Source organism: Enterobacter sp. HNDS-6, from assembly GCF_039850505.1.
GTDB lineage: Bacteria > Pseudomonadota > Gammaproteobacteria > Enterobacterales > Enterobacteriaceae > Enterobacter > Enterobacter kobei.
Genome location: NZ_CP156673.1, coordinates 2,146,803 through 2,168,908, shown reverse-complemented (window position 1 = coordinate 2,168,908; position 22,106 = coordinate 2,146,803). Strand labels below are relative to the sequence as shown.

Below are 22,106 nucleotides of genomic sequence, written 5' to 3'. Positions count from 1 at the left end.
TTTTTTTCTTTATGCATGTGGCTTCTCGCCATTTTCATCCTGATCGACCGCGAAACAGGCGACCAGTTGACCACCATAATCCTTCAGCTGCGGCTGCAGCTGCGTGCAGGGACCAAAGCGGCGACTGCAGCGGGCGTTAAATGCACACCCAGGAGGCGGATTCAGCGGGCTTGGCAACTCACCCGTCAGCTTAATACGCTCACGGCGATCGTCCGGGTTGAGACGCGGCGTCGCAGACAGCAGGGCCTGGGTATACGGGTGACGCGGGTTAGTAAAGATCTGGTCTTTGCTCCCCTTCTCCACGCAGCGCCCCAGGTACATCACCATCACTTCATCCGCAATGTGTTCGACAACCGACAGATCGTGGGAGATGAACACGTAAGAGAGTCCCAGTTCCTGCTGGAGATCCATCATCAGGTTCAGCACCTGCGCACGCACGGAAACGTCGAGCGCGGAGACGGGCTCATCGGCAATCACCACGTCCGGGTCGAGCATCAGGCCGCGGGCGATGGCAATACGCTGACGCTGGCCGCCGGAGAACATATGCGGGTAGCGGTCATAATGCTCGGTTTTCAGGCCGACCTTCGCCATCATCGCCAGCGCTTTTTCGCGGCGCTGCTCTTTGCTCAGATTACTGTTAATGAGCAGCGGCTCTTCCAGAATCTGTCCCACTTTTTTACGCGGGTTCAGAGAACCGTACGGGTTCTGGAACACAATCTGGATTTTCTGACGACGCAACTTCTGCGCCTGAGGATCGTGTTTGAGCAGATCCTGCCCCTGATAATAAAGTTCACCGCCGGTCGGGACTTCAATCATCGTCAACAGACGGCCCAGCGTAGATTTACCACAGCCCGACTCCCCAACCACCGCCAGCGTTTTGCCGCGCTCGAGGGTAAAGGAGACGCCGTCCAGCGCTTTCACCAGGCGCTCAGGGGCAAAAATCCCCTTCTTCACCGGGTAGTGTTTTTTCAGGTCGATGGCCTGCAACAGCGGTTGTTGCGTGGTGGCCTGTTGCGTACTCATAGTGTTGGCCTCCCGGCATCATCGAGTGGGTAGTGGCATTTCGACTGACGGCCGTCAGCAAGCTGGTTCAGCTCTGGCTCCTCCGCCCGGCATTTGTCCGTCGCATACGGACAGCGCGGGTTAAGCAGACAGCCCTGCGGACGGTCATATTTACCCGGCACCACACCCGGCAGTGACGCCAGGCGCGCTTTATCCTGGGCAAACTCCGGCAGCGCACGCAGCAGAGCCTGCGTATAAGGGTGACGCGGTGCGCGGAAGATATCGTGCGAACTTCCGGTCTCGACGACCTGGCCTGCATACATCACGATGATTTTGTGCGCCGCTTCGGCCACCAGCGCCAGGTCATGCGTAATCAGGACCAGCGCCATATTTTCCTGCTGCTGCAACTCCAGCAGCAGTTCGATGATTTGCGCCTGAATGGTCACGTCCAGCGCCGTCGTCGGTTCATCCGCAATCAGCAGTTTTGGCCGACAGGCAATCGCCATCGCGATCATCACGCGCTGGCTCATCCCGCCAGAGAGCTGGTGCGGGTAGACGTCCAGACGCGATGCCGGGTCAGGAATACCCACCTGATTCAGCAGATCGATCGCGCGCTGGCGACGGGTTTTCTTATTACCGCCCTGATGCACCTTTATCGCTTCCATAATCTGGAAGCCGACGGTGTAACACGGGTTAAGGCTGGTCATCGGGTCCTGGAAAATCATCGCCACTTCCGCGCCCACCAGCTGGCGGCGCTGTTTTTCGGAAATGCGCTTCAGATCCTGACCATTGAACTGCAGGTTTTCCGCCATCACGCGGCCGGGATAATCGATAAGCCCCATAATCGCCAGTGAGCTCACCGACTTACCGGAACCGGATTCCCCGACAATACCCACCACTTCGCCCTGATTTACGCTGTAGCTGATGCGGTCCACGGCGCGAAATGGGGTGCCTTCGTCTCCGAAGTGCACCGATAATTTATCTACATTTAATAACGCCATCTCGTGCCTCTTACTGCTTCAGTTTGGGATCAAGCGCATCACGCAGGCCATCACCCATCAGGTTAAATGCCAGCACCGTCAGCAGGATTGCCAGACCCGGGAAGGTGACAACCCACCAGGCGCTTTGTGCGAACTGCAACACGTCGGAGAGCATCGTGCCCCACTCCGGTGTTGGTGGCTGCGCACCCATGCCCAGGAAGCCAAGAGCGGCCATATCAAGAATGGCGTTTGAGAAACCGAGCGACGCCTGAACAATCAGCGGCGCAAGGCAGTTCGGGAAGATATTGACGAACATCTGGCGCATCGCCCCCGCCCCCGCCACGCGAGACGCGGTGACGTAGTCGCGGTTCACTTCCACCAGCACCGCCGCACGGGTTAAACGCACGTAGTGAGGAAGCGCCACGAAGGTCAACGCCAGCGCGGCGTTACCGATAGACGGACCGAAGATCGCCACCAGCACCAGCGCCAGCAGCAGGCTTGGCAGCGCCAGCATGATGTCGACAACACGCATAATGATGTTATCGACGATGCCGCCGAAGTAACCCGCCACCAGACCAAGCACAATCCCCATAATCAGGGACAGCACCACCACCAGGCAGCCAACCAGCAGCGACAGACGCGCACCGTACATCAGACGCGACAGCACATCGCGGCCTACATCATCGGTACCCAGCAGGTGTGCCAGGCTACCGCCATCCTGCCACGCAGGAGGCGCAAGCAGCGCATCGCGGAACTGATCCGCAGGGTTATAAGGTGCGAGGAAGTTCGCAAACACCGCAATCAGGATCATGATTGCGACATACACCAGCCCTACTACCGCACCTTTATTGCGCTTGAAGTAGTGCCAGAACTCCTGCAGCGGTGTCATCGGAACCGGTGCAGCAACCACTTTGTTTTCTGAAACGTGTGACATGATGGCCCCTTACTTCTTATGACGAATACGCGGGTTCACCACGCCGTACAGCAAATCGACCAGCAGGTTGACGAGGATAATCATCGTCGCGACCAGCAGCACCCCGCCCTGCACGACCGGATAGTCACGGCGTTGCAGCGCATCAATCAACCAGCGTCCAAGGCCGGGCCAGGAGAAGATGGTTTCGGTCAGGATAGCCCCTGCCAGCAACGTACCCACCTGAAGACCAATAACGGTCACCACCGGCAGCATGGCGTTACGCAGCGCATGTACGATGATGACGCGCATACGGGTTAACCCTTTGGCGCGTGCGGTACGGATGTAATCTTCGCCCAGCACTTCCAGCATGGAGGAACGGGTCATACGCACAATCACCGCCAGAGGGATGGTGCCCAGCACCATGGCTGGCAGGATCATATGCGCGACGGCATCGATGAAGTTCCCCTCTTCACCCCAGATAGCCGTATCAATCAGCATAAAGCCGGTCAACGGATTGGTGTCGTCGAGGAAAACCATATCGCTGACGCGCCCGGAAACGGGCGTCAGGTTAAGCTGCACCGAAACCAGCATAATCAGCATCATGCCCCACCAGAAGATAGGCATGGAGTAGCCGGTCAGCGCCAGGCCAACAGCGGTGTGGTCGAAAATTGAGCCACGTTTAACGGCAGCCAGTACCCCAACTGGAATACCCACCGCAGTGGCGAAAATCATGGCGCAGACGCCAAGCTCCAGTGTCGCTTTAAAACGCGGCACGAACTCGTCCCACACCGGAAGACGGCTTTTCAGCGAAATCCCTAAGTCACCGTGCAACACGCCCCAGATATAATGGAGGTACTGCTGCCACATCGGCTTATCGAGGCCGAGTTCAGCCAGAAGCTGCGCATGACGTTCAGGGGAGATACCACGCTCGCCCGCCATAATCATTACCGGGTCGCCGGGGATCATATGGACGAAGGCAAAAGTGAGAAGGGTGATACCGATAAACGTCGGGATAACAAGTCCCAGACGTCGGAGGATGAACTGCAACATAACCCGGATTCTCTCTGATGACGCACGACCAGTGGCGTGACGTCTGTATTGCTCACAAATCTTATCCCCTCTCCTTTCAGAGAGGAAATAAAGCACTGCTGCCGGGTGGCGCTACGCTTACCCGGCCTACATACCGTAGGCCAGTGCAAGCGCAACGCCGCCTGGCGTTGCTTTTAATTATTCAACCGATACGTTTTCGAAGTGGTGTTTGCCCAGTGGATCAACCACATAGCCCTTCACTTCTTTACGCACTGGCTCATACACGGTGGAGTGAGCAACAATCAGCGCCGGAGCCTGATCGTGCATAACAACCTGCGCTTGCTTGTACAGCTCAATACGTTTGTTGTGATCGTCGGTCGCACGCGCCGGCTGGATCAGGTCTTCAAACGGCTTGTAGCACCAGCGAGAGTAGTTAGAACCGTCTTTCGCCGCCGCGCAGCTGAACAGGGTAGCGAAGAAGTTGTCCGGATCCCCGTTGTCACCGGTCCAGCCCATCATCACCGCCTGGTGCTCACCCGCTTTGGCGCGCTTCAGGTACTCGCCCCACTCGTAGGTCACGATCTTGGCCTGTACACCAACTTTCGCCCAGTCAGCCTGAACCATTTCCGCCATACGGCGTGCGTTCGGGTTGTACGGACGCTGTACCGGCATCGCCCACAGCTCAACGGTGAAGCCTTTATCCTGGCCCGCTTCTTTCAGCAGCGCTTTCGCTTTCTCAGGATCGTAGCTGTAGTCTTTAACGTCATCGTTATAGCCCCACATAGTTGGTGGGATCAGGTTCTTGGCTGCAACGCCTGCGCCCTGGTAAACGGCTTTGATGATCGCTTCTTTGTTCACCGCGTAGGTCAGCGCCTGACGCACCTTCACGTCATCAAACGGTTTCTTCTCGGTGTTGAAGGAGAGGTAGCCCACGTTCAGGCCCGCCTGTTCCAGCAGGTTAATGTTCTTATCCTGCTTCATGCGCGCGATGTCAGCCGGGTTCGGGTATGGCATCACCTGACATTCGTTTTTCTGCAGTTTTGCATAACGCACGGACGCATCAGGCGTGATGGAGAAGACCAGACGGTCGATCTGCGGCTTGGTGCCCCAGTAGCCCGGGAAGGCTTTATACAGAATACGGGAGTCTTTCTGGTACTGCAGCAGTTGGAACGGGCCGGTACCGATTGGGTTCAGGTCCACTTTCTCAGGCGTGCCGGCTTTCAGCATGTTGTCCGCATACTCTTTAGAGAGAATAGAGGCGAAGTCCATGGCCAGGTCAGCCAGGAATGGCGCTTCCGGACGCGTCAGCACGAACTGCACGGTTTTATCGTCCACTTTTTTCACTTCTGAGATCAGGTCAGGCAGACCCATCCCTTCGAAGTACTCATAGCTGCCACCCGACACTTTGTGGTACGGGTTCTGGGCATTTTTCTGACGGTCGAAGGAGAACACAACGTCGTCGGCGTTAAAGTCACGCGTTGGTTTAAATTCTTTGCTGTCCTGCCACTTCACGCCCTGACGCAGGTGGAAGGTATAGGTCTTACCGTCTTCGCTGACGTCCCACTTCTCAGCCAGACCCGGAATCACTTCGGTGGTGCCGGTTTTGAATTCAACCAGACGGTTATAGATCGGTACAGAGCTTGCGTCGTACGTCGTGCCAGAGGTAAAGAGCTGTGGGTTAAAGCCTTCCGGCGAGCCTTCAGAACAGTAAACCAGGGTTTTTGCCTGTACGCTTGCTGCCACGGTCATAGCCACCAGGCTCAGACCAAGCTTCAGCATCCCTGACTTCTTCAAGGAAATACTCATTATTCTGCTCCAATGTGATGTTTTGCTTTGTTGTGTTACGCCGCCAGACCTTTATTTATTTTTTACCCGGTCCGGTCGGTGGTGCCCGAAGGCAGTAAAGGGATGGAGAATCCTTTCAGAAGAGCGTTTGAGTTGCAGCGCAGATCGTCCCTGAAATGCCCCTCATGCCCTACAATCTGTCAACAGAATGTGAAAACGTCAATACAGGTGACGGGGATTTACGTGGAGTGTGAGAAACCGCAAACAAAGATTAAAAAAACTATGTATGCCAGTTTTCAGCAGGGAAATTTATGCTACTCGCCATCTTGCAGCACAAATATCTTCATATTTCGCAACAATCAGTGATTAACTTTTATTCAGAATGGGTAAATTTTCTTGCAGAATGGTGATTATCTGAGCACTAAATACCGCGAACGTTAAAACGCACAGCGAAAAATGCTGAGGTTATCCATAAGCAACGCGAAAAAAGATCAATCTATATATAAAAAAATACAATGGATTATGTCACAAAATCGTTAACAGGCAGGGAGAAGCCAGGATAAGGGGCGTTTTGGTGACTCTGGCGGGCTAAGGTCATAATGCAAAAAGGGCTAACCTTGCGGTTAGCCCTTTTCAGAATGTGGTCGGCGAGAGAGGATTCGAACCTCCGACCCACTGGTCCCAAACCAGTTGCGCTACCAAGCTGCGCTACTCGCCGAATGCGGAGCGCATCTTACTGCTGAGGTGCGCCCCCGTCAATCCCTTATTTTCAAAAAGCCATTCAACTGGCGATATTCTCGCCAGAGCAGTTACTGCGCGGCTTTTGCGGTGCTATCAGGGAGTTTACACCAGTTGTTGTTTTCGTTAATTCCACCATTTGGTGAGGTATAGCCGAGACAACCCATAATGGTGTCGTACAGTTCAACGTGGCGACGTGGCACCTTCATCTCCGCCTCTTTTTTCAGATGAGCAAACATTGCGGCTTTGTCAGGGTTTTCCAGATACTTATCCGACATCCACATAATCATCGGCACGCGGAACTGCTCCGGCGGTGCCAGCTTGCGCGGTGTACCGTGCAAATGCTCTTTCTCATTGATGGATTCACCGTGATCTGCCGCATAGATAACAATCGCTTTCTTGTCTCGCAGCTGGTCAATCACGCGGCTCAGGAAGGTATCAACATACAGTACCGAGTTATCGTAGGCATTGATCAGTTCCTGCTTGCTGCAGTCTTTATTAATACCGACGCACTCAGGTTGCCACTTTGCAAAGTCGCGCGTGTAACGTTGGTAATAGCTGTAATGTGACCCTTTTGTATGCAGAATGACGAGATGTTTGCCCTGCGGATGATTCTTCAGAGACTCAGACATCTCCTCAAGGAGCAGCATATCGTCGACGTTTTTACCGCGGTTGCGGGGCTCGGCGCCAATCTGCTCACGGTACGCGATGTTATCCGCCAGCGTATTGGTGTAGAACCACATCTCACTTTGCATCGCGAACAGGTCAGAGCTAAATCCAAGCTGCTTCAGCACGGCAAACACGTTTTGCTCTTTCAGCGTGCGTTGTGGGTTATCACTCGCACCGCCTTCACGCACAAACATACAGCGCAATGAGAGCTTCGTCGCGGTATCGCAAGAGTAGCCGCGATAGGCCACCAGGTTCTTTTCCTGAGCCAGTTTTGGTGTGGTATCACGGTCGTAACCGAGAATACCCATATGATCCCAGCGTGTTGTTTCACCGATAACAAACACGACGTAAGTATCATCCAGTCCGTCAGCAGGTGCCTGATAGGTGAATTTTTTTGTCGGGTTAATCAGCGATTTCACATCACTCGATTCGTCCGCCTGTGCCCAGGCATAAAGACCTAATGCCGAGAGCCAGTTAGACGGCAGATACGAGTTAGCCACTACACCGCCATAACTTGGCATATCAACGCCCGTCGCTTTTTCAATTCGTTTTTGCTGTTTTTCCATTAAGCGAATAGGCGCCCATACCAGCAGTCCGGCCAGCAAAACGACAACGATATTGCGTACCCGCTGCCCGCGCGTACGCAACTGGCGTAATAAGGTATAGCGGCAGGTATTACTCCAGATAAAGAAGAGCGGGATCAGGCAGGTTAACACCGTCCAGACGATAAAGCCTTTACCGACCACCTCTTTTGAAAGATCGATATCCGTGGTCATCACCGACGCCACGATACCGTACCCGATGACGACGTTCATGAACGTCATGTAATAGCTTGCGGCGGCAGAGATAATCACCACCAGCGAGGCCAGAATTTGCCAGGTACGTCGGCCAAAAAGTGAGAGCAGGCGTAACAGGAAGAAGGTTGCCAGAACGGAACCAAACACTTCAATCGCGGCAAAAATTCCATTTCTTACGGTGAGGTGTTCAAAATAACCTTCCACTCTTCTGAACAGCACCGCGCCATTCAGAAACAAACCGATATAGACAGCCAGCATCAGACACAATCGTTGCTGGGTAAGAGACCTAATATATTTCATGCAAACAACCCTGGGGGAAGGGGTATAAAGACCCGCCGAATCTCATCGAGAAAGCAGACAGAGTAAGTTGGTGCGAGAGAAACCGTTATCAGAAAGGTCCACAAGCGCGATAAGTAGACCACAGCGGGAAAGAAAAGTGGCAGCAGAGAATGTGATCGATGAAGATTTTTACAAAATAACAAGTCCGAAAGCAATGCAGAGATAAAAAAGAGGCCCTGCGGCCTCTCTTCATTAAATCAGGCATGCGCTTCTTTATAGACTTCACGCTGCGGCTGACGAATCGTCGTGGACAGTGCCAGCGAAATAATCAGCAAAGCAAATATCACGCAGAAGGTCACGTAGAACCCGCCGAACAGCGAGGCAATCAGCGAGCCGCAGATACTGCCGATCCCAAAGCCGAGATAGATAACCCCGTAGTTTTTCGCCAGGTTATTCAGGCCAAAGAACTCGCTTACCAGCGACGGGAAGACGGTAATGGTGCCGCCAAAGTTAAAGGCCACGCAGGCAATTGCTGCAAAGAATGTCGCTTCATTCAGCGGGGCGAACAGTAACGCCGCCATCCCCACCAGAGAGACCACCTGCCCTATCGTAATGACGCGGATACGGGCAATCTTGTCGGACAAGATCCCCAGCACCAGGCGACCAGACAGGTTGGCGATGGAAATAACCGTCACCGCATTCGCCGCGGTTGCCGCATCCAGTTTCACCATTCCCTGGGCGATATCTTTCGCCACGCCAATGACGTACAGACCGCTCATGCAGGCCGTCAGGAACATCACCGCCAGCATCCAGTACTGCGGTTTGCGCATGGACTGCGCCAGCGTAAAGTCGTTCTCCACCACGCCGTTAACGGATTTCACTTCCTGCTGCGGGGCATCTTTCATCAGCGTGGCACCGAACAGAATCATCACCAGCACGATGGCACCCCAGATCATGAAGGTCTTTTCGAGGCCAACGGACGCCAGCAGATGGGCATCAATAAACTTAAAGCCGAGGCTGCCCAGGCCATAAGAACCAATGGCAAAGGCGGAGATTAACCCCTTACGCTCCGGGAACCACTTCACGCAGTTCGACAGCGTCAGCAGATAGCCCGCACCGTCTGCCAGGCCCACCAGGACGCCAGCACTCAGCCACAGCATCATCAGGTTGCTGGAATGCGCCGTCAGGAAGAAGCCCAGACCGAGCAAAATGCCGGACGCCATGGTCACGCGCTTCACGCCAAAACGCTCCTGCAGCTTGCCCGCGACGGAAGACGAGATCGCCAGTCCCAGGCTCAGCAGACCAAAAGAAAACGCCACCTGGCTGACCGGTGCGCCAAGTTTGTCGGAAAGCGCACTGTTAAACAGACTCCAGGTATAGACCGATCCCAGCGCGAACTGGGTGACGATGGTGCCAAAGAGCGTGAGCCAACGCGTACGGTTATAAGTTGATGTGTTCATGGCCGTTGTCCTGCAACAGAAATTAGAAGAATTCGCTGAGGGCAACGATAAACAAAACCCTATCAGTGATGGGGTAAAACGGCATGAAATGCAGGAGAAACGGAATGAAATGCCTGGAATCGGGAATGAATGACCTTGCCGGGGAACAAAGCGACAGCAGGTTAGTACCTGCTATCGCTGTAAAGCCTGTGATTATTGTTTTCGAGATGTTATCGCTACGTTTAAAAAAGTAACAACATTAAAAATTCGCGCTCACCCCCAGGGTATAGAGAAACTCTTCACCGGTCGTGGTGCGTTCCCCCTGAGCCAGCGACGCATACGCCGCCATGTGCGTATTAAAAGGCATATCCGTTCCAACAGTGACATCCATCCAGTTACCGTTTTGAGCAGGGGCCGGCGTTTGCGGCATGCCAAACTGCGATTTCCACTGGTTTTCACCAAACTGCTGGTTATAGCTCACCTGCGCCCAGGGACGAAGATCGCCGTACTGAGTATTTACGCGCCAGCCTAGCGTGCTCACGCTGGCATGCCAGAGCGGATCGGCGAGCGTCTGCGTCGTCGCGCTATCGCCAAACTCATTGATCATCATCGGCGTCGAACCGTCATACCGCCAGGACATCACCGGACCGGTGGTGATCCGCGCTGAAACCGGAAAATTCCATCCCAGGCTCATCGCCGCGTCCGTGGTGGCACCTGAGGGAACAGCCAGGGCAAGCCCAGGCAAATTTTGCGAAGACTGAATACGCTCAGCAAGAATATCTTCATAACGCGGTTGGTGATCCGCGTCCCATGTATAGCGTTCCGCCGTATTATTTTGGGCGTCTGAAACGATATATTCCTGTTGCCAGGCAGACGCTGTATGACAAAACAACAGGCAGGCTGAAATCCCCACCAGGCCAGAAACAGCATGGCGACCACTGATTTTTTTTATCATCATCAACGCGACCCCAGAGAGAGCCGAATTCGGCGATATTTGTCGTTATTCAGGAAGCATTTCTCGGGCATATGGCCCTGTATTAACTATTGTCTTTATACGAGGCACGTCAAGACAGACGGAATGAAAATTTTGCGAAATCAGCATCAGTAAGGGAGATAACGGATGGAACGTTGCGGTTGGGTAAGCCAGGATCAGCTTTATATCGACTATCACGATCGGGAATGGGGCGTGCCGGAGACGGGGGGCAGAAAACTTTTTGAGATGATCTGCCTTGAGGGACAGCAGGCGGGATTGTCATGGATTACGGTACTGAAGAAACGTGAAAACTACCGCAAAGCCTTTCACCAGTTCGACCCCGTCGCCGTCGCCGCCATGACCGATGAAGACGTAGAACGCCTGGTGCAGGATGCTGGCATCATCCGCCATCGCGGTAAGATCCAGGCCATCATCGGCAATGCCCGCGCTTACCTGGCGATGGAGCAAAACGGCGAGCCCTTCTCTGCGTTTGTCTGGTCGTTTGTGAATAACACGCCGCAGCTCACTCAGGCCACCTCGCTGGCGGAGATCCCGGCCTCCACGCTGGAGTCGGACGCGCTCTCTAAGGCCCTCAAAAAGCGCGGCTTTAAGTTTGTCGGCTCCACCATCTGCTACGCCTTTATGCAGGCCTGTGGCCTGGTCAATGACCATGTTACCGGCTGCTTCTGTCATCCGGGGAGGCAACATGATCCGCAAGTGGCAAAGTGACAATGCCGATCCGCTCCTGAGCCTGTGGCTTGAAAGCACCACCGAAGCGCACCCGTTCATCAGCGCAAGCTACTGGAAGGAGAACGAAGCCATGGTGCGGGAGGTCTACCTCCCTGCAGCGGAAACCTGGGTGTGGGAAGAGGACGGTACGCTGCGTGGTTTTATTAGCATTATAAAGTCGCAGTTTGTGGGGGCGCTGTTCGTCAGGCCAACGTATATCGGGCAAGGTATTGGAGGCGCGCTGCTGAACCATGTTCAACAGCGCTTCCCGCATTTAAGCCTGGAGGTCTATCAGAAAAACGTCCGGGCGGTGAATTTCTATCATGCACAGGGCTTTCGCATCGAAGACAGCGCCTGGCAGGACGATACCCAGCACCCGACCTGGATTATGAGCTGGCAGGCGGATCAAACGCCGTTAAGGTAAGCTCAGGCCCCTGGTATTTCTCGACCCAGGCCAGCGCCGTATTCCCTGCACAACCGTTCCCCAGCTTCGAGCTGGGGAGATCTTTGGTCAGCACGTTAACCGCCCCGTTTTTACAGATCCCCCCCTCGGCAGGCTCAAGATCGGGCCATGCGCCCTGGTGAATACAGATCACGCCCGGTTTAATCCCGTCGCTGACCACCGCCCCTGCCAGCACCTGACCACGATGATTCCAGACGCGCACCACATCGCCGTCCGCAATCCCGCGGGCTTTAGCGTCATGGGTATTCAGCGTGATCGGCTCTCGCCCGGCGACCGCATACTGCTCGCGCAGTGAGGAGTAGTTAAGCTGGCTGTGCAGACGATGTGCGGGATGAGCAGATAACACCTGCAGCTGCTCCGGCTGGGCGTTGCCGTGCCACTCGTCTGGCTCCAGCCAGGAAGGGTGTGGCGGGCAATCGGTATAGCCAAAGCTGGCGATGCGCTCGCTGTAGATCACAATCTTGCCGCTCTCGGTTTTCAGCGGATGGTTCTCCGGGTCGCGGCGGAAATCAGCGAAACGGACGAACTGCGCGTTCTGTTCGCTTTCCGGCATTTCGATCAACTGGTTCGCTTCCCAGAACGCAGAAAATGGCGGCAGCGTTACGCCCTGCGCCGCACCGCGCTGCCCGGCGATCTGGTAAAACGTCTCCAGCCATTGCAGATCCGTTTTCCCTTCGGTAAAACGTTCGCGACCGCCCGCTTCCCACCGCTCGCTCAGTTCAGCAAACACGTCAAAATCATCACGTGCTTCATCGCGCGGCGCCACAACGCGCTTCATCGGTACCATATGCTGGTTGCTGTAATCGCCGGTCATGGTGAGATCGTTACGCTCAAACGACGTGGTCGCCGGCAGCACAATATCCGCATGTTTGGCCGAAGCGGTCCAGAAGCACTCGGAAATCACCACCAACTCCGGCTTTTGCCAGGCGCGGATCAGGCGATTGGTATCCTGATGGTGCGTGAAGTTCGCCCCGCCCGCCCACCAGATAAATTTAATATCCGGGAAATGGCGGTCCAGACCGTTGTGCTGATAAAAACCGCCCGGGTTTTCCAGGGCTTCAATGATTCGCGCCACCGGGATTTTATCCACGGCATCCACGCCGCCTGCCACCGAACCTTGCAGAGAAGCCAGCACCGCCGCTTTGCGCGTTGGGTTTCCGCCGTTGGCAAAATGATAGGAGAGACCAAAACCGCCGCCCGGCGTACCGATCTGCCCGAGCATGGCGGCAAGCGTGACCAGCATCCAGTGCTTCTGCTCGCCAAACTGCTGGCGCTGCATCCCCCAGCCGGACATTAACATCGTGGTGTTGTCATGGAATAACGCGGCCAGTTCGCGAATTTTGTCAGCAGAAACACCACAAATTCCTGCCGCCCATTCTGCGGTTTTAGCCACCCCGTCGGATTGCCCCGTGAGATAGTCGGCAAATTGGTCAAAGCCGGAGGTGCAGCGGGTGAGGAAGTCACTGTCGTGCCAGTCGTTCTCCACCAGCGTATGGGCGATACCCAGCATCATTGCCACGTCGGTGCCCATATGCGGCGCAATCCACTCGGCGCTGTCGCCGAAGAAATCCATGGTTTCAGAGCGCATCGGGTCAATGCAGATGATGCGCTTGCCGCTTTTGCGCAGCGCGTCGAAATATCCAATGCCCTGCTCGTCACTGGCATTCCAGGCAATTTTCAACGTGTTAAGCGGGTTGGCACTCCAGAGCACCACCACATCGGTATGCGCCAGCACCAGCGGCCAACTGGTCTGCTGCTGGTAAACTTCGTTGCCGCCGACCACGTACGGCATGATCGCCTGCGCAGCGCCAGTGGAATAATCTCCCAGATGTCCGGTATAACCGCCCGCCAGGCTCATGTAACGCTGCAGCAGCGTCGACGCCTTATGCAGCACGCCGTTCGAACGCCAGCCGTAAGATCCGGCAAAAATGGACGATGGGCCGTAACGTTCGCGGATGCGCTTATGCTGGGCGTGGATCAACGCCAGCGCGTCATCCCAGCTCACGCGAACAAACTCATCCTGGCCGCGAATACCCTGCGGCTTGTCCGGCGAAGCCAGAAAACCTTTACGCACCATCGGCCAGCGCGCGCGCGTTTTGCTATGCACCTGATCGCGAACGACGGTCTGTAAAGAGTTGGGATGTTGTGTTGGCAGTGCCCCGCGGGACGACAAAACATTTTCGCCATCGGTTTCGACCAGCATCGGCCCCCAGTGGGCGGCGGTCAGAATGGTTTTCGTTGAGGTGCTCAAGCGTGCGCTCCTGGTTGCGTGCAGGTTTTACGGCCTTCTTGCTGAGGCCGTTTATGGTTTGTCACAAATTTCAGAGTTATACCCGGAATTTTCTCCGTATCTGGACGTCATAATCAACTGCCACGCACGCCGTGGCAAAGAATAAAAAGGATTAAGGAAAGAAGATGAAAAAACGCGTACTCGTTATTGCCGCTCTGGTGAGCGGTGCACTGGCTGTTTCTGGCTGCACAACCAACCCTTATACCGGTGAGCGCGAAGCGGGTAAATCCGGCATCGGCGCAGGTATCGGCTCGCTGGTCGGCGCAGGCGTTGGAGCACTCTCCTCCTCCAAAAAAGACCGCGGTAAAGGCGCGCTGATTGGCGCAGCGGCGGGGGCAGCACTGGGCGGCGGCGTCGGTTATTACATGGATGTGCAGGAAGCAAAACTGCGTGACAAAATGAAGGGAACCGGCGTAAGCGTGACGCGCAGCGGCGATAACATCATTCTGAACATGCCGAACAACGTGACCTTTGATAGCAGCAGCGCAACGCTGAAACCAGCGGGTGCGAACACGCTGACCGGCGTGGCGATGGTGCTGAAAGAGTACAACAAGACCGCCGTGAACGTGATTGGCTACACCGACAGCACCGGCAGCCAGGATCTGAACATGCGTCTGTCACAGCAGCGCGCGGATTCCGTTGCCAGCTCGCTGATCGCCCAGGGTGTGGAAGCGAACCGCATCCGCACCAGCGGCATGGGCCCTGCCAACCCTATCGCCAGCAACAGCACGGCGGAAGGTAAAGCGCAGAACCGTCGCGTAGAGATTACGTTGAGTCCAATTCAGTAATCGCATTTCTCCCTCTCCCGTGGGAGAGGGTTGGGGTGAGGGCACCAGCCCGCACCCCAGGTAAGCGCAGCGCCACCGGGCAAATTACTTGATTCGTCCGATTTTCCCGTTAAGGTATTCTCACTAAATTCAGGGAAATCAGTGATGAGCAAACCAGCCCGGGCCACCATCAGCGACGTGGCGAAAGCCGCCAGAACCGGTAAAACTAGCATTTCGCGCTACCTTAACGGCGAGAAACATCTATTGTCCGATGCATTGCTGGCGCGTATTGAACAGGCTATTGCCGATCTCGACTACCGCCCCAGCCTGATGGCCCGCGGGCTCAAACGTGGCCGCACCCGCCTTATCGGACTTATCATCGCGGATATCACTAACCCCTACTCTGTAAACGTGCTGAGCGGTATCGAAGCCGCCTGCCGCGAAAAAGGTTTTACGCCTCTGGTCTGTAATACCAACAACGAGGTCGACCAGGAGTTGCACTATCTCGATCTGCTGCGCAGCTACCAGGTGGAAGGGATTGTGGTCAACGCGGTGGGCATGCGTGAAGAGGGGCTGAACCGTCTGCAGCAATCCTCCCTGCCCATGGTCCTCATCGACCGTAAAATCCCGGAATTCGCCTGCGATGTGGTCGGGCTGGATAACACCCAGGCTGCCACGACCGCGACCGAGCATCTGATTGAACAAGGTTTCGAGGCGATTCTCTTTCTGAGCGAACCGCTGGGCATGGTAAATACCCGACGCGATCGGCTGGCTGCATTTCGTGCCACGCTGGCGCGTTATCCTGGCGTGATCGCCGAAAATGCCGAAACGCCGCTTCACGAAGCCGATCAGCTCGACAATACCCTACGCCAGTTCCACACGCGCCATCGCGGGATGCGCAAAGCCGTTATCTCCGCCAACGGGGCACTAACCCTGCAGGTTGCCCGCTCACTCAAGCGTATTGGCCTGCACTGGGGCAGCGATATCGGTCTGCTGGGGTTTGATGAACTGGAGTGGGCGGAGCTGGCTGGCGTCGGCATTACCACCCTCAAACAGCCCACCTGGCAGATTGGCTATGCTGCTGTAGAACAAGTGGTTCGTCGTATTGAAGGCACCAGTGAGGCCGTACGCGAGCAGGTCTTCTCCGGCGAGCTGATCGTCCGCGGCTCCACCGCACGTTAATTTCCCCTTGTGATAGCGATCATAAATTCGACATCCTGAGCTTTTCTTTGGAACCGGTTCCATCTAGCGTAATAGTACTGATATGTTGCGATGGAGTCCGAAGATGGGCAGGAAAATCATGGTGGTCACCGCCGCGTATGGCGCGGAGCAGGTGCGACAGGCGGGCGGTCAGCGGGCGATGCTTCCCGTTATTGCGGGTGCAGGCGCCGACGGCGTGGAGATCCGCCGCGAGCTGTTCAATAGCGAAGAGTTACTGGCGCTGCCTGCGCTCGGTGAGTCCATTGAGCTTCTGGGCCTGCTGGCGTGTTACTCAGCACCTGCCGCCCTGTTTATGCCCGATGGCACCCTCAACCCGGACCTGCCGCGGTATCTCTCAGAAGCCAGCACCCTGAACGCGCTGTGGCTGAAGGTTTCCCTGGGCCATTTTAGCGACACGCAGCCTCTCGATGCCTTACGTACTCTGCTCAATACCAGCGGTATCGCGCTGGTTGTGGAAAACGATCAGACCGACTGCGGCCAGCTTGCACCGATGCAACGCTTTCAGGCCGCCTGTCGCGAAAGGGCGCTTCCCGTCACGCTGACTTTTGACATGGGCAACTGGCTGTGGGTCGGTGACTCCCCGGAAGAGGCCGCGCGTCATCTGGCGCCTGCCGTGAGCTATATCCACGTTAAAGCCGCCGTTCCGCATAAAGATAACTTCCGCGCCGTCGCGCCGGATAGTGCCGATTCCCGCTGGCTGGATCTGCTTGGCCAGCTGCCTGCCGATGCCCCGCGCGGTATCGAGTTCCCGCTGGAAGGGGCGGATTTAACCGCCGTTACCCGCCATTACGTCAACCTGCTGCGCGAGGAGTAAATCATGCACAAGACGCTGGATGTCATCACGATTGGCGAAGCCATGGCAATGTTTGTCGCCACCGAAACGGGCGAGCTGAGCGCGGTAGAGCACTTTATCAAACGCGTGGCGGGCGCAGAGCTGAACGTCGCAACCGGCCTGGCGCGTCTGGGCCTGAACGTCGGCTGGGTCAGCCGCGTGGGCGATGACAGCTTTGGCCACTTCGTTATCGATTCGCTGAAAAAAGAGGGGATTGATGCCGCAGGCGTCACGCTCGACGGACGCTTCCCCACCGGCTTTCAGCTTAAGTCTAAAGTTGAAAATGGAACCGATCCCATTGTGGAGTATTTCCGTAAAGGGTCGGCCGCCAGCCATCTCTCCGTAGAAGATTACCACGCCGATTATTTTGCCTCCGCGCGCCATTTGCACCTGAGCGGCGTGGCGGCGGCACTCTCTGCCAGCTCGTATTCGCTGCTGGATCATGCGGCAACGACCATGAAGTCGCTGGGCAAAACGATCTCTTTCGATCCAAATTTGCGCCCGGTGCTGTGGAAAAGCGAAGCGGAAATGATCGAGAAGCTTAACCGGCTGGCATTCAGGGCGGACTGGGTTCTGCCGGGCCTGAAAGAAGGGATGATCCTGACCGGCAAAAATACACTGGAAGGCATTGCTGACTTCTACCTGAATAAAGGGGTAAAAGCGGTGGTGCTGAAAACCGGCGCCGATGGCGCATGGTTTAAAACAGCCGAAGGCGAGCAAGGCGCGGTCGCGGCGGTGAAGGTCGAGAATGTCGTCGACACCGTCGGCGCGGGCGATGGCTTTGCCGTGGGCGTCATTAGCGCGCTGCTGGAAGGCAAACCGCTGCAGCAGGCGGTTGCACGAGGCAACAAGATTGGCTCACTGGCCATTCAGGTGCAGGGCGACAGCGAAGGATTACCGACACGAGCACAGCTCGGCATGTAAATTCCCTCTCCCCGTGGGAGACGGCCAGGGTCAGGGCCACAGGCCGCACCCAATAATTAAACCACCGTGTACCCTACAGACAACGGCGGTAACAACCTCAACAACAGAGGCAAGCCTATGAACAGTTCGACCAATGCAGTAAAACGCTGGTGGTACATCATGCCAATCGTGTTTATCACGTACAGCCTGGCGTACCTTGATCGTGCCAACTTCAGTTTCGCATCCGCGGCTGGGATCACCGAAGACCTCGGGATCACTAAGGGCGTCTCATCCCTGTTGGGCGCCCTCTTCTTCCTGGGGTATTTCTTCTTCCAGATCCCCGGTGCTATTTACGCCGAACGCCGCAGCGTGCGTAAGCTGATCTTCATCTGTCTGATCCTGTGGGGCGCCTGTGCGTCACTTACCGGCGTGGTGAACAATATTCCTGCCCTGGCCGCCATTCGCTTTATCCTTGGCGTCGTTGAGGCGGCGGTCATGCCCGCGATGCTGATTTACATCAGCAACTGGTTTACCAAATCTGAACGCTCACGCGCGAATACTTTCCTGATCCTCGGTAACCCGGTCACCGTACTGTGGATGTCGGTGGTCTCCGGCTACCTGATCCAGTCCTTCGGCTGGCGCGAGATGTTCATCATCGAAGGGGTTCCGGCAGTGATTTGGGCCTTCTGCTGGTGGGTGCTGGTGAAAGATAAACCTGCCCAGGCGAAATGGCTTTCCGAAGATGAAAAAGCGGCGCTCCAGGCGCAGCTGGATAAAGAGCAGCAGGGTCTGAAGGCGGTACGTAACTACGGTGAAGCCTTCCGCTCCCGTAACGTGATCCTGCTCTGCGCGCAGTATTTTACCTGGAGTATCGGCGTGTACGGTTTTGTGCTGTGGCTGCCGTCGATCATCCGCAGCGGCGGTGAGAATCTCGGCATGGTTGAAGTGGGCTGGCTCTCGTCCGTACCGTATCTGGCTGCGACCATCGCCATGATCGTCGCCTCCTGGGCGTCGGATAAGCTACAAAACCGTAAGGTGTTCGTCTGGCCGCTGCTGCTGATTGCTGCTTTTGCCTTCATCGGCTCCTGGGCCGTGGGCGCGAATCACTTCTGGGCCTCTTATACCCTGTTGGTCATTGCCGGTGCCGCCATGTACGCCCCGTACGGTCCATTCTTTGCCATCATCCCGGAGATGCTGCCGCGTAACGTGGCGGGCGGTGCCATGGCATTAATTAACAGCATGGGCGCGCTGGGTTCGTTCTGCGGCTCCTGGTTTGTTGGTTACCTGAACGGAGCCACCGGCAGCCCATCCGCATCGTACATCTTTATGGGGGTGGCGCTTTTTGCCTCCGTGTGGCTTACTCTGATTGTTAAGCCTGCTAATAATCAACAGCACCCCGTCGGCGCACGCCACGCCTGAATCCTTAAAAATCAACGGAGATTAGCATGAAGCCGTCCGTCATTTTGTATAAAGCACTGCCGGAAGATCTGCAGAAACGCCTGGAAGAGCACTTCACCGTCACGCAGGTGAAAAACCTGAGTCCGGAGACCGTGGCACAGCATGCCGATGCGTTCGCCAGCGCCGAAGGCCTGCTGGGTTCAAGCGAGAAAGTGGACATCGCCCTGCTGGAGAAAATGCCGAAGCTTCGTGCTACTTCAACTGTTTCAGTAGGTTATGACAACTTCGACGTGGATGCCCTGAGCGCCCGCAAAATCCTGCTGATGCACACGCCGCATGCCCTGACGGAAACCGTGGCCGACACGCTGATGGCGCTGGTGCTCAGCACCGCCCGTCGCGTGGTTGAAGTGGCCGAGCGCGTTAAAGCAGGCGAATGGACAAAAAGCATTGGCCCGGACTGGTTCGGCGTGGATGTTCACGGAAAAACGCTGGGCATCGTGGGTATGGGGCGTATCGGGCTGGCGCTGGCACAGCGCGCGCATTTTGGTTTCAACATGCCGATACTGTACAACGCGCGCCGTCACCACGATGAAGCGGAAGAACGTTTTAACGCGCGTTACTGTGAGCTGGATACGCTGTTGCAGGAAGCCGATTTTGTCTGCCTGATCCTGCCGTTGACGGATGAAACATGTCACCTGATTGGCAAATCCGCATTTGAAAAAATGAAAAAATCCGCCATTTTTATCAACGCGGGTCGTGGCCCGGTGGTGGATGAGCAGGCGCTCATTGAAGCCCTGCAAAATGGCGAGATCCACGCCGCCGGTCTGGACGTGTTTGAGCAGGAGCCACTGCCGGTGGATTCTCCACTGCTGAAAATGCCAAACGTCGTCGCCCTGCCCCACATCGGCTCTGCCACGCACGAGACACGCTACAACATGGCGGCTACCGCAGTGGACAACCTGATTGCCGCGCTGAGTGGAAAAGTGGATAAAAACTGCGTTAACCCGCAGATCCAACAGTAGAAACGAAAAAACCCGCCAGAAGGCGGGTTTTTGAATTTTGTGCTACTGGGTTGGAAGCTTACAGGCTTACAACGTTACCAGCTGCTGGGCCTTTAGCGCCGCTTTCGATGGTGAAGGACACTTTCTGACCTTCGTCAAGAGATTTGTAGCCATCGTTCTGGATAGCAGAGAAGTGTACGAACACGTCTTTTGAGCCATCGTCAGGAGTGATGAAGCCGAAACCTTTATCAGCGTTGAACCATTTTACCAGACCAGTCATTTTAGCAGACATAGAATTACCTTAATTAACAAATATATTGTGCCTTCCGGCTTGATGGATTGCGTTACAGATTTTTAAGCGATGAAGGAAGGGTCACAACGAAGGGTATCTATGGATAACAATCTGGACTGCTTTACTAAACTGCTTTAGGTCTGTGTAACAAACCGACGGGAATAGTTATACCGATGTGGTAGAGGAATGACAAGCGTTATTTTCGCAATGCATAAAAAAACCCCGCCTGACGCGGGGTTTTTTCGGTTTATTCTGTGGCCGTGACGGCGGCACTCCAGGCCTGGCTAAAGGCCTGATGCTGGGAGGCCAGTGGCCCAATCAGCGTATTGTACTGACTTGCCTGCTGCGAAGTCGGGAACTGGATGCCGTTGGCAACAAAGCTCACCTGAGTGTCCTGCTGGGCGATAAAGTCACCCACCTGAACCAGCTGCTGCGTGAAAATTTGCGCGGCCGGAATCAGCGGTTGCAGTGCTTCAGACGGTTTGGTCACCACTTTCTCATACACTTTGTCAAAGACCGGTTTGAGATCGTCACCCTGCTTCAGCGCAGAACGTGACGCATCAGCCTGCATTTTCGCATTCTGTAGCTGCTGGCTCAGCACGCCGAGCGCACCGTTGGACTGGCGCAGCGGTTCACGCTGAGTCACATAATCCTGTGGAACGCGGATGGCGTTTACGCTATCCACGACCGGGCGGATACCGGAATCCATCGCCTGGCTCACCTGCTGTGAATACCCATAAAGAATGGCGTAATCGGACACAAAGGGACCAAACTGTTTTTTCTGATCCGCAGTCAGCGTCGGTAACCGCTCGCCGCTGCGCATCACTGTATTCTGCAGAAAATCGATAAACGCTTTGCGCTGATCGCCTTCTTTATCAAAACACCCACTCAGGCTAACAACCATCAACAACGCCGCAATAGGCGCAAACCAGCGAGAGCAGGACTTTCCTGTCGCCATTTTATTACTCCTTTCACCCAAAAAAGCGCACACCGGCACACGCGTGCCCGACGGCTTACAAGGATAGTCCAGGTCAGCCTTGCAAGATACTCTTTTCATGTAAAACGCCTATTGCCGATTTATTTCTTATCATTTACAAAAAAATACCTGACGGGCCCTCCTTATGGTTAATCAGGTAATTAGCATAACTATCCATATAGCTGAATCGGATAAAGCGATCGTTACCGCACGATTAATCACACCCGTGACGATCCTGGGTTTGTATTAGGGACTATTCTTAATTGGCTCTCTGATGTTCTTGATCACGATGTGAGATTTAAGAGGAGTTCTCAATGGAATATAAAGATCCTGAGTTTGAGCTGCTGAGCAGTCTGGAACAGATCATTTTTAAAGATGTACCGCAGACGATTACCCTGCAACAAAAAGCCAATCCCTTTACAGAATATGAGCAATTGCGCAAAGGGACAGGTCTGAAGACAGAAGAATTCGCCAGAGCGATGGGTGTCAGCGTAGCGATGGTGCTGGAGTGGGAGTCAAAACGTGAGAGACCCACGCCAACCGAGTTAAAGCTGATGCGCCTGATTCAGGCCAACCCTGCACTCAGCAAACAGATAGCGTAGTGACGTTTGAACGCCCCCGCCTTCGCGG

At 55.4% G+C, this 22,106-nt stretch carries 20 protein-coding genes and 1 tRNA gene; 9 read left to right on the top strand and 12 right to left on the bottom strand.

Going from position 1 to position 22,106, the window contains the following annotated elements:
- Positions 1 to 9: 9 nt before the first annotated feature.
- The 9 genes from dppF to ABFI50_RS10090 form a co-directional block, all read right to left on the bottom strand.
- Entirely contained in the window at positions 10 to 1,023 is a 1,014-nt protein-coding gene (dppF, locus tag ABFI50_RS10130) for a dipeptide ABC transporter ATP-binding subunit DppF (RefSeq protein ID WP_023331759.1), read from the bottom strand.
- Entirely contained in the window at positions 1,020 to 2,003 is a 984-nt protein-coding gene (dppD, locus tag ABFI50_RS10125) for a dipeptide ABC transporter ATP-binding protein (RefSeq protein WP_047026817.1), read from the bottom strand. Before dppD ends, dppF begins: the two co-directional genes overlap by 4 nt.
- Positions 2,004 to 2,013: 10 nt before the next feature.
- On the bottom strand, positions 2,014 to 2,916 hold the full coding sequence (gene dppC / locus ABFI50_RS10120; protein ID WP_014882058.1) for a dipeptide ABC transporter permease DppC: 903 nt from the start codon (positions 2,914 to 2,916) through the stop codon (positions 2,014 to 2,016).
- Positions 2,917 to 2,925: 9 nt separating this feature from the next.
- Positions 2,926 to 3,945, bottom strand: a complete 1,020-nt coding sequence (gene dppB / locus ABFI50_RS10115) for a dipeptide ABC transporter permease DppB (protein WP_014882057.1) — start codon at positions 3,943 to 3,945, stop codon at positions 2,926 to 2,928.
- A 177-nt stretch (positions 3,946 to 4,122) separates the two neighbouring features.
- A complete protein-coding gene (gene dppA / locus ABFI50_RS10110) occupies positions 4,123 to 5,730 on the bottom strand; it encodes a dipeptide ABC transporter periplasmic-binding protein DppA (protein ID WP_014882056.1) in 1,608 nt (535 codons plus the stop codon).
- A gap of 620 nt (positions 5,731 to 6,350) precedes the next feature.
- Positions 6,351 to 6,427, bottom strand: a tRNA-Pro gene (locus ABFI50_RS10105).
- Positions 6,428 to 6,518: 91 nt separating this feature from the next.
- Entirely contained in the window at positions 6,519 to 8,213 is a 1,695-nt protein-coding gene (gene eptB, locus ABFI50_RS10100; RefSeq protein WP_014882055.1) for a kdo(2)-lipid A phosphoethanolamine 7''-transferase, read from the bottom strand.
- Between the two features lie 236 nt (positions 8,214 to 8,449).
- Complete coding sequence (locus ABFI50_RS10095; RefSeq protein ID WP_014882054.1) at positions 8,450 to 9,652, bottom strand: MFS transporter; 1,203 nt, start codon at positions 9,650 to 9,652, stop codon at positions 8,450 to 8,452.
- 238 nt (positions 9,653 to 9,890) lie between these two features.
- A complete protein-coding gene (locus ABFI50_RS10090) occupies positions 9,891 to 10,589 on the bottom strand; it encodes an autotransporter domain-containing protein (protein WP_014882053.1) in 699 nt (232 codons plus the stop codon).
- A gap of 162 nt (positions 10,590 to 10,751) precedes the next feature.
- On the opposite strand from ABFI50_RS10090, the gene tag reads away from it, so the two are divergent.
- Together tag and ABFI50_RS10080 are read left to right on the top strand one after the other, a co-directional pair.
- Positions 10,752 to 11,333: a DNA-3-methyladenine glycosylase I gene (gene tag, locus ABFI50_RS10085; RefSeq protein WP_347485978.1), complete on the top strand. Its 582-nt coding sequence runs from the start codon at positions 10,752 to 10,754 to the stop codon at positions 11,331 to 11,333.
- A complete protein-coding gene (locus tag ABFI50_RS10080; protein ID WP_032635359.1) occupies positions 11,311 to 11,757 on the top strand; it encodes an N-acetyltransferase in 447 nt (148 codons plus the stop codon). The genes tag and ABFI50_RS10080 overlap by 23 nt, the downstream gene beginning before the upstream one ends.
- Here the strand turns inward: ABFI50_RS10080 and ABFI50_RS10075 are convergent.
- A complete protein-coding gene (locus ABFI50_RS10075; RefSeq protein WP_347486106.1) occupies positions 11,720 to 13,999 on the bottom strand; it encodes a molybdopterin guanine dinucleotide-containing S/N-oxide reductase in 2,280 nt (759 codons plus the stop codon). The two genes, ABFI50_RS10080 and ABFI50_RS10075, sit on opposite strands and share 38 nt — an antisense overlap.
- 212 nt (positions 14,000 to 14,211) lie before the next feature.
- On the opposite strand from ABFI50_RS10075, the gene ABFI50_RS10070 reads away from it, so the two are divergent.
- The 6 genes from ABFI50_RS10070 to ghrB all read left to right on the top strand — a co-directional run bounded on the left by ABFI50_RS10070 (position 14,212) and on the right by ghrB (position 20,229).
- Entirely contained in the window at positions 14,212 to 14,874 is a 663-nt protein-coding gene (locus ABFI50_RS10070; protein WP_010426241.1) for an OmpA family lipoprotein, read from the top strand.
- 144 nt (positions 14,875 to 15,018) lie between these two features.
- Positions 15,019 to 16,035, top strand: a complete 1,017-nt coding sequence (locus ABFI50_RS10065; RefSeq protein ID WP_014882049.1) for a LacI family DNA-binding transcriptional regulator — start codon at positions 15,019 to 15,021, stop codon at positions 16,033 to 16,035.
- Between the two features lie 103 nt (positions 16,036 to 16,138).
- A complete protein-coding gene (locus ABFI50_RS10060; RefSeq protein WP_179120424.1) occupies positions 16,139 to 16,888 on the top strand; it encodes a sugar phosphate isomerase/epimerase in 750 nt (249 codons plus the stop codon).
- A gap of 3 nt (positions 16,889 to 16,891) precedes the next feature.
- Positions 16,892 to 17,830, top strand: coding sequence for a sugar kinase (locus ABFI50_RS10055; protein WP_248217226.1), 939 nt, complete (start codon positions 16,892 to 16,894; stop codon positions 17,828 to 17,830).
- A 117-nt stretch (positions 17,831 to 17,947) separates the two neighbouring features.
- Complete coding sequence (locus ABFI50_RS10050; RefSeq protein ID WP_023331751.1) at positions 17,948 to 19,228, top strand: MFS transporter; 1,281 nt, start codon at positions 17,948 to 17,950, stop codon at positions 19,226 to 19,228.
- 26 nt (positions 19,229 to 19,254) lie between these two features.
- Positions 19,255 to 20,229: a glyoxylate/hydroxypyruvate reductase GhrB gene (gene ghrB / locus ABFI50_RS10045; protein ID WP_248197416.1), complete on the top strand. Its 975-nt coding sequence runs from the start codon at positions 19,255 to 19,257 to the stop codon at positions 20,227 to 20,229.
- Positions 20,230 to 20,287: 58 nt separating this feature from the next.
- Here ghrB and cspA read toward each other — a convergent pair whose 3' ends face one another.
- Positions 20,288 to 20,500 carry an RNA chaperone/antiterminator CspA gene (cspA, locus tag ABFI50_RS10040; protein WP_003860775.1) on the bottom strand — a complete coding sequence of 71 codons (213 nt, stop codon included), beginning with the start codon at positions 20,498 to 20,500 and terminating at the stop codon, positions 20,288 to 20,290.
- A 247-nt stretch (positions 20,501 to 20,747) separates the two neighbouring features.
- Positions 20,748 to 21,458 carry a DUF3053 domain-containing protein gene (locus ABFI50_RS10035; protein WP_014882044.1) on the bottom strand — a complete coding sequence of 237 codons (711 nt, stop codon included), beginning with the start codon at positions 21,456 to 21,458 and terminating at the stop codon, positions 20,748 to 20,750.
- A gap of 332 nt (positions 21,459 to 21,790) precedes the next feature.
- Here ABFI50_RS10035 and ABFI50_RS10030 point away from each other — a divergent pair, with 332 nt between their 5' ends.
- On the top strand, positions 21,791 to 22,078 hold the full coding sequence (locus ABFI50_RS10030) for an HTH-type transcriptional regulator (RefSeq protein ID WP_014882043.1): 288 nt from the start codon (positions 21,791 to 21,793) through the stop codon (positions 22,076 to 22,078).
- The last annotated feature ends 28 nt before the right edge of the window (positions 22,079 to 22,106 follow it).

Coding starts and splice junctions, on each gene's coding strand:
- ABFI50_RS10070 (WP_010426241.1), top strand. CDS start 14,212: ATGAAAAAACGCGTACTCGTTATTGCCGCTCTGGTGAGCGGTGCACTG.
- eptB (WP_014882055.1), bottom strand. CDS start 8,213: ATGAAATATATTAGGTCTCTTACCCAGCAACGATTGTGTCTGATGCTG.
- ABFI50_RS10075 (WP_347486106.1), bottom strand. CDS start 13,999: ATGCTGGTCGAAACCGATGGCGAAAATGTTTTGTCGTCCCGCGGGGCA.
- ABFI50_RS10030 (WP_014882043.1), top strand. CDS start 21,791: ATGGAATATAAAGATCCTGAGTTTGAGCTGCTGAGCAGTCTGGAACAG.
- dppA (WP_014882056.1), bottom strand. CDS start 5,730: ATGAGTATTTCCTTGAAGAAGTCAGGGATGCTGAAGCTTGGTCTGAGC.
- tag (WP_347485978.1), top strand. CDS start 10,752: ATGGAACGTTGCGGTTGGGTAAGCCAGGATCAGCTTTATATCGACTAT.
- ABFI50_RS10060 (WP_179120424.1), top strand. CDS start 16,139: ATGGGCAGGAAAATCATGGTGGTCACCGCCGCGTATGGCGCGGAGCAG.
- dppD (WP_047026817.1), bottom strand. CDS start 2,003: ATGGCGTTATTAAATGTAGATAAATTATCGGTGCACTTCGGAGACGAA.
- dppF (WP_023331759.1), bottom strand. CDS start 1,023: ATGAGTACGCAACAGGCCACCACGCAACAACCGCTGTTGCAGGCCATC.
- ABFI50_RS10095 (WP_014882054.1), bottom strand. CDS start 9,652: ATGAACACATCAACTTATAACCGTACGCGTTGGCTCACGCTCTTTGGC.
- ABFI50_RS10065 (WP_014882049.1), top strand. CDS start 15,019: ATGAGCAAACCAGCCCGGGCCACCATCAGCGACGTGGCGAAAGCCGCC.
- ghrB (WP_248197416.1), top strand. CDS start 19,255: ATGAAGCCGTCCGTCATTTTGTATAAAGCACTGCCGGAAGATCTGCAG.
- ABFI50_RS10055 (WP_248217226.1), top strand. CDS start 16,892: ATGCACAAGACGCTGGATGTCATCACGATTGGCGAAGCCATGGCAATG.
- dppC (WP_014882058.1), bottom strand. CDS start 2,916: ATGTCACACGTTTCAGAAAACAAAGTGGTTGCTGCACCGGTTCCGATG.
- ABFI50_RS10050 (WP_023331751.1), top strand. CDS start 17,948: ATGAACAGTTCGACCAATGCAGTAAAACGCTGGTGGTACATCATGCCA.
- cspA (WP_003860775.1), bottom strand. CDS start 20,500: ATGTCTGCTAAAATGACTGGTCTGGTAAAATGGTTCAACGCTGATAAA.
- ABFI50_RS10035 (WP_014882044.1), bottom strand. CDS start 21,458: ATGGCGACAGGAAAGTCCTGCTCTCGCTGGTTTGCGCCTATTGCGGCG.
- dppB (WP_014882057.1), bottom strand. CDS start 3,945: ATGTTGCAGTTCATCCTCCGACGTCTGGGACTTGTTATCCCGACGTTT.
- ABFI50_RS10080 (WP_032635359.1), top strand. CDS start 11,311: ATGATCCGCAAGTGGCAAAGTGACAATGCCGATCCGCTCCTGAGCCTG.
- ABFI50_RS10090 (WP_014882053.1), bottom strand. CDS start 10,589: ATGATGATAAAAAAAATCAGTGGTCGCCATGCTGTTTCTGGCCTGGTG.